General features: G+C 65.2%; 10 protein-coding genes. 7 read left to right on the forward strand and 3 right to left on the reverse strand.

Annotated features, from left to right (window positions below; genetic code table 11):
* Positions 1–133: 133 nt before the first annotated feature.
* Positions 134–1,237, reverse strand: coding sequence for a quinolinate synthase NadA (nadA, locus tag HYH07_RS00130; RefSeq protein ID WP_220000544.1), 1,104 nt, complete (start codon positions 1,235–1,237; stop codon positions 134–136).
* A gap of 341 nt (positions 1,238–1,578) precedes the next feature.
* Here nadA and HYH07_RS00135 point away from each other — a divergent pair, with 341 nt between their 5' ends.
* The 7 genes from HYH07_RS00135 to HYH07_RS00165 all read left to right on the forward strand — a co-directional run bounded on the left by HYH07_RS00135 (position 1,579) and on the right by HYH07_RS00165 (position 10,886).
* Complete coding sequence (locus HYH07_RS00135; protein ID WP_220000545.1) at positions 1,579–2,829, forward strand: MFS transporter; 1,251 nt, start codon at positions 1,579–1,581, stop codon at positions 2,827–2,829.
* Positions 2,830–2,871: 42 nt separating this feature from the next.
* A complete protein-coding gene (locus HYH07_RS00140; RefSeq protein ID WP_220000546.1) occupies positions 2,872–3,858 on the forward strand; it encodes an MDR family oxidoreductase in 987 nt (328 codons plus the stop codon).
* 113 nt (positions 3,859–3,971) lie between these two features.
* Entirely contained in the window at positions 3,972–4,586 is a 615-nt protein-coding gene (locus HYH07_RS00145) for a hypothetical protein (RefSeq protein WP_220000547.1), read from the forward strand.
* A 163-nt stretch (positions 4,587–4,749) separates the two neighbouring features.
* Positions 4,750–5,010 carry a DUF6894 family protein gene (locus HYH07_RS00150; protein ID WP_220000548.1) on the forward strand — a complete coding sequence of 87 codons (261 nt, stop codon included), beginning with the start codon at positions 4,750–4,752 and terminating at the stop codon, positions 5,008–5,010.
* 283 nt (positions 5,011–5,293) lie between these two features.
* Positions 5,294–7,024 (forward strand): methyl-accepting chemotaxis protein, encoded by a 1,731-nt coding sequence (locus HYH07_RS00155; protein ID WP_220000549.1) that lies wholly within the window; start codon positions 5,294–5,296, stop codon positions 7,022–7,024.
* Positions 7,025–7,167: 143 nt separating this feature from the next.
* On the forward strand, positions 7,168–8,874 hold the full coding sequence (locus HYH07_RS00160; RefSeq protein ID WP_220000550.1) for a methyl-accepting chemotaxis protein: 1,707 nt from the start codon (positions 7,168–7,170) through the stop codon (positions 8,872–8,874).
* Positions 8,875–9,197: 323 nt separating this feature from the next.
* Positions 9,198–10,886 carry a methyl-accepting chemotaxis protein gene (locus HYH07_RS00165; RefSeq protein WP_220000875.1) on the forward strand — a complete coding sequence of 563 codons (1,689 nt, stop codon included), beginning with the start codon at positions 9,198–9,200 and terminating at the stop codon, positions 10,884–10,886.
* A 60-nt stretch (positions 10,887–10,946) separates the two neighbouring features.
* Here the strand turns inward: HYH07_RS00165 and HYH07_RS00170 are convergent, their stop codons facing one another.
* Positions 10,947–13,655: a DUF2339 domain-containing protein gene (locus tag HYH07_RS00170; RefSeq protein ID WP_220000551.1), complete on the reverse strand. Its 2,709-nt coding sequence runs from the start codon at positions 13,653–13,655 to the stop codon at positions 10,947–10,949.
* 47 nt (positions 13,656–13,702) lie between these two features.
* Complete coding sequence (locus HYH07_RS00175) at positions 13,703–14,665, reverse strand: NrtR DNA-binding winged helix domain-containing protein (protein ID WP_220000552.1); 963 nt, start codon at positions 14,663–14,665, stop codon at positions 13,703–13,705.
* Between the last annotated feature and the right edge of the window lie 158 nt (positions 14,666–14,823).

Below are 14,823 nucleotides of genomic sequence, written 5' to 3' on the forward strand. Positions count from 1 at the left end.
CCGTCGTCCGGCGAACGCCGGGACCCATACTCCGCGGCAGGTCGTCTTGCTGGGGTGTTCGACGTCTTCCTTCGTCAAACATCTCCCTGTGGTTATGGGTCCCGGCGTTCGCCGGGACGACACGTGGGTGTTGCTAATTCCTCAGATTGATCATCCGCTCGACCGAACGCCGCGCCCGCGCGGCAAGCGCCGGATCGATCGTGACTTCCTCGCCAAGCGTCAGCAGGCTCTCCAGGATGTTGGACAGCGTGATACGCTTCATGTGCGGGCAGAGATTGCAGGGACGCAGCATCTCCACGTCAGGCAGCTCGGCGCGGACATTGTCAGCCATCGAGCATTCCGTGATCATCACGAGGCGCTTCGGTCGTCGCTCGCGCACCCAATTGATCATGTGCGCGGTCGAGCCGGTGAAGTCGGCTTCCGCCAGCACATCCGGCGGACATTCGGGATGCGCGATGATCTGCACCGAGGGATCGGCGTCGCGGAAGGCGCGCAGTTCCTCGCCGGTGAAGCGCTCATGCACCTCGCATGCGCCCTTCCAGGCGATGATCTTCACATCCGTCTTCGAAGCCACGTATGTTGCGAGATAGCGGTCGGGCAGGAAGATCACGCTCGGTGCGTTCAGGCTCTCGACCACCTGCACCGCGTTCGACGAGGTGCAGCAGATGTCGACCTCGGCCTTCACTTCCGCCGACGTGTTGACATAGGCAACGACAGGCACGCCGGGAAATTTTTCGCGGAGCAGGCGCACGTCGGCGCCGGTGATGCTGGCAGCGAGCGAGCAGCCCGCGCGTGCGTCAGGGATCAGCACTGTCTTGTCCGGATTGAGCAGCTTCGAGGTCTCCGCCATGAAGTGCACTCCGCACTGGACGATGACGTCGGCCTTCACCTTGGTGGCCTCGACGGCGAGCTGCAGCGAATCGCCGCCGATGTCGGCGACGCCGTGAAAGATCTCCGGCGCTTGATAGTTGTGCGCGAGGATCACCGCGTTGCGTTCGCGCTTGAGCTGGTTGATCGCGTGGATCGTCGGCGCCATCAGCGGCCACTCGATCGGCGGGATCACATGCTTGACGCGCTCGTAGATCGGCGCGGTGGCGCGCTCGACCTCGCTGGTCCATTCCAGCGACGGCCGCGGCAGCGTTGGCTGGGATCGTGCCGGCGCTGACGGCGTGGAGGTGGCTTGGCCCTGCGGCCGGTTGGCGAAATCATCTGGGCCGTAAATTTCAGCAATCGGCATCGAAGCCTCCCATGCTTGTCATTTATGCTCAATATGAGTATATATAGAGCCCGAGAAATCCGGCCGAGAGGGCCGGTGGTTTTGCCAGATTTCAGATATACTCAATCTGAGTAAATCAAGGATAACACGCTCTCCGGAGCGCCGCCAGATCCCAGCCGCACACATTCCCGTTAAGTCGCCCGAACCCGCGCCGGAGGAGGTCGCGACGAAACGCAATGCTCGCGCAAAAGCCCTCCGTGGAACGCAAGCATTTTTGACTTTCGATTTTCATGCATCTGCATTAAACGGCGGAGATGCGGTCGCCGATTAGCGGATCGCCAACGCCGGATGAGGGAACAACCATGTCGACACAAGCGGGCGAATTCGCTCCCTCTCGTTCCTCTCACTGGCGCACCCCGGCCGTCATCATCCTCTGCGGCTGTGCGATCGGCATGCTCGGTTTCGGCCCACGCTCGGCGCTGGGCTTCTTCGTGCAGCCGATGAGCCACGAATTCGCCTGGGGCCGCGACGTGTTCGGCCTTGCGATCGCCGTGCAGAATCTGTTGTGGGGATTGGGCCAGCCGTTCGCCGGCGCGGTCGCCGATCGCTTCGGCCTGTTCCGCGTGATGTGCGTGGGCGCGCTGCTCTATGCCGGTGGTCTCCTGCTGATGCGCTATTCGTCAACGCCGATGTCGCTCAACATCGGCGCGGGTGTGATGGTCGGCTTCGGCCTCGCCGGCTGCTCGTTCAATCTGGTGCTGTCGGCGTTCACGAAACTATTGCCGGCTGAAAAGCGCGGCCTGGCGCTCGGCGCCGGCACCGCGGCGGGCTCGCTCGGCCAGTTCCTGTTCGCACCTGTTGGCGTCGCGCTGATCGACAATTTCGGCTGGCAAGAGGCGCTCACCGTGTTCGGCTTCCTGATGCTGCTGATCATCCCGCTGTCGCTGGCGATCTCGACGCCGCCGGTCGCAACCACGGCCAGCTCAGCGCCTGCGGATGAGCAGACCATCACCCGCGCGCTCGCCGAGGCTTTCGGCCATCGCTCCTATGTGCTGCTGGTCCTCGGCTTCTTCACCTGCGGCTTCCAGCTTGCCTTCATCACCGTGCATCTGCCGGCGTTCCTGGTCGATCGCGGCGTCTCGACGCAAACCGGCGGCTGGGTGATTGCGGCGATCGGCCTGTTCAACATCATGGGCTCGCTCAGCGTCGGCTATCTCCAGAACAGTCTGCCCAAGCGCTACATCCTCTCGGCCATCTATTTCACCCGCGCGCTCGCGACGCTTGCCTTCATCTCGTTCCCGATCACGCCGTTCTCGGCGATCGCATTCGGTGCAATCTCCGGCCTCACCTGGCTGTCGACGGTGCCGCCGACCTCGGCGCTGGTGGCGCTGATGTTCGGCACGCGCTGGCTGGCCACGCTCTATGGCTTTGCCTTCGTCAGCCACCAGGTCGGCGGCTTCCTCGGCGTCTGGTTAGGCGGCATCGTGTTCGAGAAATTCGGGTCCTACACGCCGATCTGGTGGCTCTCGATCCTGTTTGGCGTGCTCTCAGCGCTGATCAATCTCCCGATCGTGGAGAAGCCGGTTCAGCGAGCGGTTGCGCAGCCTGCCTGATCGGCTAAACATCCCGGTCAAACAAGTCAGGGAGTTCAAGCCGTGGCCACATTCAAGGCGATCAGGATCGACAAGGCCGACAAGGGCACCACCGCGCAGCTCACGCAGTTCGACGAAGCCGAGCTGATGGAGGGCGACGTCACCGTCCGCGTCGAATACTCGACGCTGAACTACAAGGACGGCCTCGCGCTGACAGGCAAGGCACCGGTGGTGCGCCGCTTCCCGATGATCGCCGGGATCGATTTCGCCGGCACGGTCGAGTCCTCGTCCCATCCGCAATGGAAGGCGGGCGACAAGGTCGTTTGCACCGGCTGGGGCATGGGCGAGACCCATCTCGGCGCCTATGCCGAGAAGGCACGCGTGAAAGGTGACTGGCTGGTTGCTCTGCCGCAGGGCCTGTCGGCGCGCGATGCCATGGCGATCGGCACCGCCGGCTTCACCGCGATGCTGTCGGTGCTGGCGCTGGAGAAGCACGGCCTGTCGCCCAAGAGTGGCCCTGTGGTCGTGACCGGCGCGGCAGGCGGCGTTGGCTCGGTCGCCATCGCCGTGCTGTCCCGGCTCGGCTACCACGTCATCGCCTCGACTGGCCGCGCCTCCGAGGCCGATTACCTGAAGAGCCTCGGCGCCGCCGAGGTGATCGGCCGCAACGAATTGTCGGGTCCGGCAAAGCCCCTCGCCAAGGAGCGCTGGGCAGGCGGCGTCGATAGCGTCGGCTCGACCACACTGGCGAACCTGTTGTCGATGACCAGGTATGGCGGCGCCATCGCCGCCTGCGGTCTTGCAGCCGGCATGGACCTGCCGTCTTCTGTTGCACCCTTCATTTTGCGCGGAGTGTGCCTTCTCGGCATCGATTCCGTGATGTGCCCGATTGAGCCGCGAAAAGCCGCCTGGCAACGCCTCGCCTCCGACCTTGATCGGACAAAACTCTCTGAAATCACGACAGAAATTCCACTCGACGAAGTTCCGGAATGGGGCGCGAAAATCCTGGCCGGTCAGGTCCGCGGCCGCATCGTGGTAAAAATTGTCTAACGGCGTTCAGACTTTACCAACCAAGCTGCTTCAATGTCGCCATGGTTAGTATGGTAAGCAGCGGGTAAAGAGATAAAGGCATCGCCCGCTGCGGGGTCGGTTCGGAGTAGAGCATGCTTGCGCGTATTGTGTTGGGGGCTGTCACGGCAGTCGTGACGTTTGCGCCGGCCATCGCCTTGGCCGGGAGTATGAACGCCGACGAGGCGCGCCGCTTCGTCGCCGGCAAGGTCTTCGCCTTCACCTGTTTCGACGGCACCCGCGGTGCAGGCCGGATTCTCGACGATCTCGGCGCCGCCGGCGCGGTGCAGTTCTCGGGCTCGGGTCCGGTGCGCCATCTTCGCCTGCCGGGCAACACGCTCCAGATCCGGGGCCAGAACGTCTGCGCATCGATCAAGGGCATTCCGTTCGAGCCTTGTTTCAACCTGGAAAAGACCGACGATCGCAGCTTCCGCGGCTCGGTCTCCGGCATGGGCTTCGCCTATTGCGACTTCCATCACCAGGGCGGCAACCAGATGCTGATGGCGCGCGCGGTTGCGCGTCCCCGCTCGCTGCGGGCGCCCGAGCACACCGGTTCGATCAATGCTCCGAGCACCGAAGTCGCCGCGCGCGTCGAGACGCCGCGGGTCGAGAGCAGCCGGATCGAGCCTGTGAAGTCGGAAGCGAAGTCCGAGCCGAAGTCGGAATCGAAGAACGAAGGTCCGCTGGAGCTGCGCCGCTCGACCGAGTGATGTCAAGCGCAGCCTGCGCTCACTTTACCTGCCTTTGACGAAAGCATAACACAGCGAAGCCGTGGCGCCGTAATCATACGGCCCGCGGTTTTTATGCCTTGGTAGCGACTGTCGCCCCAGCCTGCGGAACGGCCGGGAGCCGGCCCTACGCAAGAGTTCATCAATGTCGCTGTATTTCTTTCGCATCAGCTCTGGCCAATATTCCGGCGCCGCTGATCAGCCGTACGAGTTCGAGGATCATGCTGCGGCCTGGACCGAGATGGCCGAGGTGTGCGCCAATCTGCTCGGCAGCATCGCCCGCAATCTGAAGCCGAACGCGAAGTGGAGCATGGAGCTGCTCGACGAGAACAAGAAGCAGGTCTTTCGCGTCAGCCTGGTCAGCGAGGCCATCTCCTGCAGCGATAAGAGTGCAGACAGGCGTTGACGAAAGCGGTATCTGCAAATCCGGAAAGCGCCGGCGCGCCTGTGTGAGCGTTCCCGTCGAGAGAGCCAAGGACGGGGCGCAACGCCGACCAGCGCGTGTGATTAACTTGTTAAGCGCGCGCTATCTGCTTATTTTACCGGCCTTTTGATCGAAATCCCGTATTTGCCCGGAACGTGCTGTTAACCAAATCGGAACAACAGGCGCTCATTTTTTTGGCAAGGGCGATCAACGCCGAGGGCGGCCGACAATGACTTGGCTGCGCATTCCCCGAGGAAGCGTGGCCATGCTTGGCCTCATTCAGAATTTGCGGATCGGGACCAAGCTGGCGATCGCATCGGCGCTCGGCATCTTGCTGCTCCTTTCCATGATGGCGAGCCAGATCGTCGGAAACGGCAATGTGCGCCGTACCAACCAGGCCGCGCTCGTGCAGCTGGAGCTGGCCCGCGATGCGGTGGAAGCCAAGCTTGCGGTGCGAAGCATGCAGCTCGCCGTGCGGGACATCCGGCTCGGCAATAGTACAGCCGAGCTGAAGAAAGCCGGCGATGCCCTGGTCGAACGCCTGGGCACGCTGACCAAAGTCACCGATGCGATGTTGAAACTCTCGCTCGTGCCGGAGAACCGGGCGCGGATGGAGAAGCTCAAGACGCTCGGCGTCGATTACCTCAATGCGGGCCAGCGGGTCGCGACGGTCCGCGGCGAGGCCATCGCCGCGGCTTCGGACGCCGCCCGGGTGGCGCAGCTCGTCGAAGAAGGCGCGCGCCTCACCCGTGAGGGGACGCTGCCGATCGCAGGCGAGATGGATCAGGTCACCAATCAGATCGCCGATCTGGCAAAGCACAAGAGCGAGGAAGACATCGCCATCTCCGTGCACGAGATGGCGATGAGCGAGCAGATCGGAATGATCGTCGGCGCCTGTGTCGTGCAGGTGCTGATCGGCTCATGGCTGATGTCATTTCTGACCATCGCGCGGCCGATCCGCGCGCTCACCGTGGCCATGGACAAGCTCGCCGGTGGTGACTTTTCCGTCGTGCTGCCGGGTCTCGGCCGCAAGGACGAGGTCGGCGGCGTTGCAGCGGCTGTCGAGAAATTCAAGATCGTCTCCGAGCAGAAGGCTCGCGAAGAAGCCGAAGCCAGGATCAGGCAGGACCAGGCCGCAGCCGTTCAGCGCAAGGCGGAGATGCATAAGCTTGCCGACAGCTTCGAATCCGCGATTGGCGAGATCGTCGAGACCGTATCCTCGGCCGCGACCGAGCTCGAAGCGTCGGCCTCGACGCTGACCTCGACGGCCGAGCGCGGCCAAGGGCTCGCCACCATGGTGGCTGCGGCCTCCGAAGAGGCTTCCACCAACGTCCAGTCGGTGGCTTCCGCAACCGAGGAGCTGTCGTCCTCGATCACCGAGATCAGCCGCCAGGTGCAGGAATCGGCGCGGGTGGCGAGCGAGGCCGTCGGCCAGGCCCGCACCACGACCGATCGTGTCGGCGAGCTCTCCAAGGCCGCGACGCGCATCGGCGACGTGGTCGAGCTGATCAACACCATCGCGGGCCAGACCAACCTCCTGGCGCTCAATGCGACGATCGAGGCCGCACGCGCCGGCGAGGCCGGCCGCGGCTTTGCGGTGGTCGCGTCCGAGGTGAAGGCGCTGGCCGAGCAGACCGCGAAGGCGACCGGCGAGATCGGCCAGCAGATCGCCGGCATCCAGGCGGCGACCGAGCATTCGGTCGGCGCGATCAAGGAGATCAGCGACACGATCGAGAAACTGTCGGAGATCTCCTCGACCATCGCGGCCGCCGTCGAGGAGCAGGGCGCCGCGACGCAGGAGATCTCCCGCAACGTGCAGCAGGCGGCTCAAGGCACCCATCAGGTATCGGCCAACATCACCGACGTGCAGCGCGGCGCGAGCGAGACCGGCTCAGCCTCCGCGCAGGTGCTGTCGGCCGCACAGATGCTGTCCGGTGACAGCGATCGCCTCAAGCTCGAGGTGGGAAAATTCTTGGCCACGGTGCGGGCGGCCTGATTCAGCCGTTCCTGCGTGCGCTCGCGTAAAGATATGCGAGTAGGGCTACCCAAGCCCGTGGTTCTACGTGGTTCCATTTTAACGCTCTGGGAATCCTTCGGCGTGATGCTTTATGGCGATTTAAGCACCATCGAAAGCTCCCAATGCATTTCCTGGGTCGATTCCGCATCCTCACCAAGATCCTTGGCATCGTTGCGCTGCTCTGCGCGATTTCCGCGTGCATCGCCTGGATCGGCGTATCTGCGCTGGCGGAGCTGAGCAGCAAGGCCGACTTGATGGCGCGTTCGGCACAGCGCGCCCTGATGGCGGCGCGCGCGAACCAGAACGTGATCGCGCTCAACCGGGCCGAATTCCGCAGCGCGCTCGATCCACGCGACCAGAACCGTCTCGCGGCGCGAGAGGTGATCGACGCCCAGCTCAAACAGTACAAGGAACGCTTCGACTTCGTCAGCGAAACGAACGACGAGCAGGCCAAGGTGATGCTTCCCGCGGTCCGCGAGGCGTTTGCTGCGTACAAGAGCCAGCTCGATGCGACCATGAGCGTTGTCGAAGCCGAGAAATCAGGCAAGCTCAGCGAGAGCACCGACAGGCTGCGCGACGCTGCTCTGAAGAGCGGGATCTCTGCCGAGGACCTTCAGGCCAAGATGCTAGCGGTTTCAGATCGCCTGAACCTGCGCGTTGAGGAGCGGAGCAAGGAAGCGCACCAGCAATATGAAGCGACATCGCGGCTGCTGATCATTCTTGCAGCTGCCGGTGTCATCGTCGGTGGCCTGGTCGGTTTCCTGCTCGGCCAGTTCGGCATCGCACGTCCGATCCGCGCCATTGTCGAACTGCTCCAGGAGCTTGCCGCGGGTAACTACGACGTCGAAGTGCGCGGCCTCGATCGCAGGGACGAGGTCGGGGAGGTCGCCAAGACTGCGGAAGTGTTCCGCGAGAACGGCCTGGCCAAGATCCAGATGGAAGCCGAGCAGAAGGAAGCCGAGAAGCGCAGCGCGGCGCAACGTCGTCAGGACATGATGCAGCTCGCCGACCAGTTCGAGAGCGCGGTCGGCGAGGTGATCGAGACCGTGAGCTCGGCCTCGACCGAGCTCGAGACGTCTGCGACGACGCTGACCTCCACCGCCGAGCATGCGCAGCAGCTCGCGACCGTCGTGGCCTCGGCCTCCGAGGAAGCGTCCACCAACGTCCAGTCGGTGGCTTCCGCAACCGAGGAGCTGTCGTCCTCGATCACCGAGATCAGCCGCCAGGTGCAGGAATCGGCGCGGGTGGCGAGCGAGGCCGTCGGCCAGGCCCGCACCACGACCGATCGTGTCGGCGAGCTCTCCAAGGCCGCGACGCGCATCGGCGACGTGGTCGAGCTGATCAACACCATCGCGGGCCAGACCAACCTCCTGGCGCTCAATGCGACGATCGAGGCCGCACGCGCCGGCGAGGCCGGCCGCGGCTTTGCGGTGGTCGCGTCCGAGGTGAAGGCGCTGGCCGAGCAGACCGCGAAGGCGACCGGCGAGATCGGCCAGCAGATCGCCGGCATCCAGGCGGCGACCGAGCATTCGGTCGGCGCGATCAAGGAGATCAGCGACACGATCGAGAAACTGTCGGAGATCTCCTCGACCATCGCGGCCGCCGTCGAGGAGCAGGGCGCCGCGACGCAGGAGATCTCCCGCAACGTGCAGCAGGCGGCTGAAGGCACCCATCAGGTATCGGCGAACATCACCCAGGTGCACCGCGGCGCGAGCAAGACCGGCTCAGCCTCCGCGCAGGTGCTGTCGGCGGCGCAGTCGCTGTGTGGCGACAGCAACCGTCTCAAGCTCGAGGTCGGTAAGTTCTTAGGGAGCGTTCGCGCGGCCTGAACAAGGTCGGCGCGGCCCTCTCGATCAACGACGTAGCGGTCGCTGCGGTCGTTTGCATTCAGGGTTGCATCGGCTGCAGCGGAGCAAAGTCGCGCGACGGGATGTTCGCGTTGCTGCAACAAATGGTTGTAGAAGAAATAACGGCCGCATTGTCACATCCGTAGTTTCACGTAGGCCTCTGTTAACGGCTACTTGCAACTATGTGCGCAATCTTGCCGGGTAGGAACCAGCCAGCATTGATGGAATGACTCCGTCCTGCCGTCCGCCGTGACGGTCGTGGCGCAGATGACGTGTGGGTTTAGGTCTCATCGGGATTTGTCATGATGTCGAAATTGTCGATCGTCTTCAAGCTTCTGACCGTTCTGTCGGTCCTCGTGCTGTCGCTTGCCGGCGTCGGCGTCGTGGCCATCGGCACAATGCAGAACATCAACTCCCATACCGTCGAGATCGCGGAGAGCTGGCTGCCGAGCGTCCGTGCGCTGGGTTCGATGCGGGCCGACATCAACGAGCTGCGCGTCGCGCTGCGCCTGCACTTGATGCAGGACAGCGTAGAAGGCAAGGAGGCGGCCGAGAAGCGTCTCGCCTCGCTGCGTGAGCGCATCGAGAAGACCCGAAAGATCTATGAGCCGCTGATCACATCAGCCGAGGAGCGCGCCATTTACGGGCAATGGACCACGGCGTGGGGCGAGTATCTGAACGGCGTGCAGGACGTGATGGCGCTGTCGCGCAAGAGCCCGGGCAAGTTCCCGACTGAGGCCAACGAGATGTTGCAGACCAAGGTCGCGAAGATGGCCCAGGCGGCCGATCCGCTGCTTCAGAAGGGCATTGAGCTGAACAATCACGGCGCCGAGCTGGAAACGAAGCAGGCGGCCGACAGCTACGCCACCATCTTCCGCGTGCTGGTCGGCATCATCATTGCCTCGGTCGCGATCGCGATCGGCGCGGCCTATTATCTCGTGCGCGACGTGTCGCGCGGCATTGCCTCGATCATCAAGCCGATGCAGTCGCTCGGTGAGGGCGACCTCTCGGCCGAGGTGCCGCACCGCGGCGAGAAGACCGAGATCGGATCGATGGCGGACGCGCTGCAGATCTTCAAGGAGGCGCTGATCGCCAAGCGCGCGGCGGACGAGGCCGCGAGGCTCGACGCCGAGGCCAAGATCGAGCGTGGCCGCCGCGTTGACGCCATCACCCGCAAGTTCGAAGCCATGATCGGCGAGGTCGTTGGGACCGTGTCGTCGGCGTCGACCGAGCTCGAAGCCTCCGCTTCGACGCTGACCAACACCGCCCAGCGCGGGCAGGAACTGGCGACCGTCGTCGCCGCGGCATCCGAAGAAGCATCCACCAACGTGCAGGCTGTAGCATCCGCTTCCGAGGAGCTGTCATCCTCCATCACCGAGATCAGCCGCCGCGTGCAGGACTCGGCGCGGATGGCGGCGGAGGCCGTCGAGCAGGCGTCGCGGACCAACGAGCGCGTCAACGAGCTGTCGCAGGCGGCCGCCCGCATCGGCGACGTGGTCGAGCTGATCAACACCATCGCGGGCCAGACCAATCTGCTGGCGCTGAACGCCACCATCGAGGCGGCGCGCGCGGGCGAGGCCGGCCGCGGCTTTGCCGTCGTCGCCTCCGAGGTGAAGGCGCTGGCCGAGCAAACCGCGAAGGCGACCGGCGAGATCGGGGCGCAGGTCGCAGGTATCCAGGCCGCAACGCAGGAATCCGTCAGCGCCATCCAGGAAATTGGCGGCACCATCGAGCGGCTGTCGGAAGTGTCGGCGGCGATTGCCGCCGCGATCGAGGAGCAGGGCGCGGCGACGCAGGAGATCTCGCGCAACGTTCAGCAGGCCTCGGTTGGCACCCAGGAGGTCTCCTCGAACATCACGGATGTGCAGCGCGGGGCGATCGAGACCGGCTCGGCCTCAGCCGAAGTACTGTCGGCGGCGAAGTCGCTCGCGACCGACAGCACACGTCTCAGGGTCGAGGTCGCGCAGTTCCTGGAGTCGGTCCGCGCCGCTTAAAAAAAAGGTCGAAGCTGTCTTCACCTCTCCCGTAGGGAGAGGTGAAGACCTCGACCTCCGTTATGTGCTCGCCTGCGGAGCCGGCGGTGGCATTGCCTGTCGCCGGAACAGGATGCGCTGGTAGAGCCAGCCGATCGCGACCAGCACGATGCCGAGGCCCATGAACGACAGCGCACGGTAGACGCCCGTCAGCGTCGACATGTCGATGACGAAGGCCTTCAGGATCGTCAGCGCGATGACGGCGGCGGACGCCAGCCGCGCCCGTTCCGAGTTGGCGAGAATGCCGATGCCGAGCAGCACCACGCCGAAGGCGAGCCAGCCGATCGAATAGGTGTATTGCTCGGCTCCCGTGGTCTCGCCGCTGGTCAGGAACGGGCCGTGATAGAAGCGGCGGATCTCCAGCGTCAGATAGACAAGCGCAAACACCAGCGCGGCCCCCGCGAGCGTGTTCGCATAGATCTTGCCCCGCGCGCCGACGACCGCGTAGGCGAGCAGCAGCATCAGCACCGCGGGCAGCGCATAACCGAGCAGCAGCAGGTTGAACACGGCGCCGCCGACATCAATGTGCCACAGCAGCGGATTCTCCAGGAACAGCAGGCCGAACACGCTGATGCAGCCGGCGATCGCCGTCAGCACGATGGCGCCGACATTGTGCACGATAGATTGGCTGCGCAGCCGCAACCGCTCCAGTCCGATCGCCATCGCCAGCGCCACGCAGACCTGAAGGGCGGCCTCTAACAGCGAGGGCGATGCGATCATGTCTCCGCCGGTCGCGAAGTGGCGCACCTCCATGAAGGCGAGCAGCGTGGTGAACAGGATCGCGGCCGCTTCCACCATGCGCAGCGGCGCATCGTCGCCCCTGCGGCGCAGGTAGTGGCTCGCGGCCCAGAACGAGGCGGCCGGCAGGCCATAGCCCCACAGCAGCCAGTTGAAGACCGGCGTGGTGCCGACGGCATCGCCGACGATGCGCGGATCATAGAGGATGCGCGCGGTGACGATGCCGGCGAAGATCGCGGCGAGCCAACGCAGGAACGGGATCGGCCGCTGCAGCGCAATCCAGGCGGTGCCGAGCGACATCAACGCCAGCGCGATGGTGAGCCAGCCCTTCTCCAGCGCGAAGGTCAGCGCCAGCGCGAGCGCGCCGAGCGTGCCGGTCGCGAACAGCGCCGTCGAAATCGCAAGGCCCGGCCGGGTTTCCCGGCGGGTCAGTAGTTCCGTCGCAGCCCCGAAGGCAGCTGCCAGCAGCACGGCGAGGATCGCGAACGGGATCGAGCGGTCGAGATGGGCGATGCGGGCGTAGAGCGCGATGAGGATCGCGATTGGCGTCGCGACACCTGCTGCCGACCACACCACGGGAATGATTGCCGAATGCGAGCGGCCTTGCGCGAAGAAGCCGGCGACGCCGAAGCTGGCGGCGAAGATCGCGGCCATCACCAGATGTTGCGTCACCGCGCTGTCGGTCGCGTTCGGCGTGATACCGGGCATCGGGCCGCCCGGCAGCACCAGCATGTCAGGATTGGCGCGTACCGCCCATTCGGCGAACACGATGAACACCGTTGCGGCCGCAGCGCCCAGCGCGCCGACGGCGGCCTCTGCGCGCCAGGTGACGAACAGCGTGGCCGCAACGAGCAATGTGTAGGCGATAAGCGCGAGGTCAGCATGCGCGCTCGACAACACGATCAACATCGCGCCGAACAAATAGGCACCGAGCGCGCTCGAGGAGACCGGCTCGATCTGTCCGGCTTCGATATCAGGGCCGAACATGAAGCCGCAGACCACGAGCAGTGCTGCGAGCACGAAGCCTGACATCACGTGGAACGCATGCGGCGCGACGTGCAGGTCACCGGTATCGAGGCCCGGGAAAATCCAGAGCACGGCGAAGACGATCGTCGTCACCGCGAGCCAGCGCCATAGCCTGATGCGGGCGAGGCCAAAGCTCGCGGCGGTGACGATGGCAAGATAGATGTACAGCGCCCAATAGTCCGGCTTGCCGCTGGAGACCAGCACTGGCGTTGCGAAGGCGCCGACGACGCCGAGGCCCGCGAGCGCCGGACCGTGCAGCAATGCTGCCGCGAGCGTGGCCATCGCCACGATACCGAGCAGCACGAAAGCGGTGGCCGGCACGAGGAAGCCATAGAGCGCATAGGCCGCATAGACGGTCGCGAACGCCACCGCCGTTCCAGCCGCGGTGAGGATCGCGGGGATGTTGGCGATCGGCAGCGCTGCAATGCTCGAAATGCTCTCCTTGCGCCGCGTCCATTCGCCGGCACCCAGCAGCGCGGCCGCGAACAATCCGCCCAGGAATACCCGCACGCCGGGGCCGACAAGGCCGGCCTCGATCGAATAGCGCACCATGAAGAAGCCGCCGAGCGCGAGCGCCAGGCCGCCGATCCACACCACCCACCGGGTGCCGAGCCGTTCCTCCAAGCCCGGGGCGGGCGCGGGCAGCGGCGGCGGCGCGCCGGCTGCGGGGCTGGCTTCAGGACTTGCTTCGAGCGGCGGCGGCGCAGCCTCTTCGGTGACGAGCGGCGGCCCCGTCTCGGCTTCCGGCGCAAGCGGCGGCGGCTCCGCCGCACTTGTCGCAGGCGCGCTCGCCTGCTCCTGCACGGGCAGCGGTGGCGGCTGGATCTGCCGCTGCGCCTGCATTGCTGCCTCCAGCGAGCCCAGCCGACGGCGCAGCTCGGCCGCCTGGTTCGACGCTTTCAGCGCGATCAGGAACGCGGCGATTGCAATCATCACGGCAAAGACGTCGAACGGGGCGTCGAACATGGGGTCTCCTGGCAATCGGCGGGCAGGGGCCGACAGCAATCCTTGATCTAGCGCCGGGAGCGTACGCGCAAGCCTGGCGCCGGCCGTTCCTGGAGCACGTCGCGGCGGAAGCGATAGAGCGCCGCCGGTCTTCCGCCCGTCTGTGTCGACATCACGCCGGTTGGTTCGACCAGCGCCTCGGTTTCGACCAGACGACGAAAATTCTGCTTGTGCAGGTGCCGGCCGGAGATCGCCTCCACCGTATACTGCAACTCCGTGAGTGTGAACTCGGCGGGCAAAAGTTCAAACACCACGGGGCGATACTTCAGCTTTGCCCGCAGCCTGGCGATCGCGGTGGCAAGAATCCGGCGGTGGTCGAAGCGCATGGACGTGCCGAGCGCGGGCAGGGACTTGCGCGCCAGCGCCGCGGGCCGGCCGTCGCGCCGCGCTTCCTCGACGAGGCCGGCCTCGTAGAGCAGCTCGTAGCGGTCGAGCACGCGCTCCTCGTCCCAGGCCGCGCCGTCGAGGCCGAAATAGAACCGCACGCGATCCTTGCGCGGCAATGCGCGCGTCGTCTCGGGCGTCTCCTCCTCGGCCCATGCCGTCAGCGCCGGGATGATGTCACGGGCGATGATCGCCGGCGGTGCCTCGCGCCGGTCTTCCCAAGGGAAGAAGCGATACCAGGGCTCGAAGCTCGCGGCATGCGCAGCTCCCTCGGCGGTGCGCGTCAGCGCGAGATAGCCGATCGACACCATATGCGCGCCGGTATGGCCGGCCTCGGCATGACGGCCGCGATCGCCAAACGTGTAGAGCTGCTCGACATAGCCGAGCCGCAGGCCCGCCTGTTCCTCGACCCAGGCACGCAGGCCGATCTCGAAGGTGCGATGGCTTGGCGCATCGAACGGACCGAACGGCAGCCCTGCGAGCCCGTCGGCGCCGCGCGCGGTCAACACCAGCGGTTCGTGGTCCTCGATCGCGACGATCGCGGCGGTCAGGCCGATCTCGATCGGCGTCAGCAGCTTGTCACTCATGCGGCTGAAGTCGCGGCTGTTGTGAGGAAGGTATGCCGATTGATTGGGGCGGTCTCGCCGCGAACTCGCTGTAACCTCTCCCGCTTGCGGGAGAGGTCGGCGCGTAGCGCCGGGTGAGGGTTTTCTCCTCTAGGGGACTGTCCCGTTATGGAGACACC

The organism is Bradyrhizobium sp. BR 10261 (genome assembly GCF_019455395.1).
Taxonomy (GTDB): Bacteria; Pseudomonadota; Alphaproteobacteria; order Rhizobiales; family Xanthobacteraceae; genus Bradyrhizobium; species Bradyrhizobium manausense.

Coding starts and splice junctions, on each gene's coding strand:
- nadA (WP_220000544.1), bottom strand. CDS start 1,237: ATGCCGATTGCTGAAATTTACGGCCCAGATGATTTCGCCAACCGGCCG.
- HYH07_RS00135 (WP_220000545.1), top strand. CDS start 1,579: ATGTCGACACAAGCGGGCGAATTCGCTCCCTCTCGTTCCTCTCACTGG.
- HYH07_RS00145 (WP_220000547.1), top strand. CDS start 3,972: ATGCTTGCGCGTATTGTGTTGGGGGCTGTCACGGCAGTCGTGACGTTT.
- HYH07_RS00150 (WP_220000548.1), top strand. CDS start 4,750: ATGTCGCTGTATTTCTTTCGCATCAGCTCTGGCCAATATTCCGGCGCC.
- HYH07_RS00155 (WP_220000549.1), top strand. CDS start 5,294: ATGCTTGGCCTCATTCAGAATTTGCGGATCGGGACCAAGCTGGCGATC.
- HYH07_RS00160 (WP_220000550.1), top strand. CDS start 7,168: ATGCATTTCCTGGGTCGATTCCGCATCCTCACCAAGATCCTTGGCATC.
- HYH07_RS00165 (WP_220000875.1), top strand. CDS start 9,198: ATGTCGAAATTGTCGATCGTCTTCAAGCTTCTGACCGTTCTGTCGGTC.
- HYH07_RS00170 (WP_220000551.1), bottom strand. CDS start 13,655: ATGTTCGACGCCCCGTTCGACGTCTTTGCCGTGATGATTGCAATCGCC.
- HYH07_RS00175 (WP_220000552.1), bottom strand. CDS start 14,665: ATGAGTGACAAGCTGCTGACGCCGATCGAGATCGGCCTGACCGCCGCG.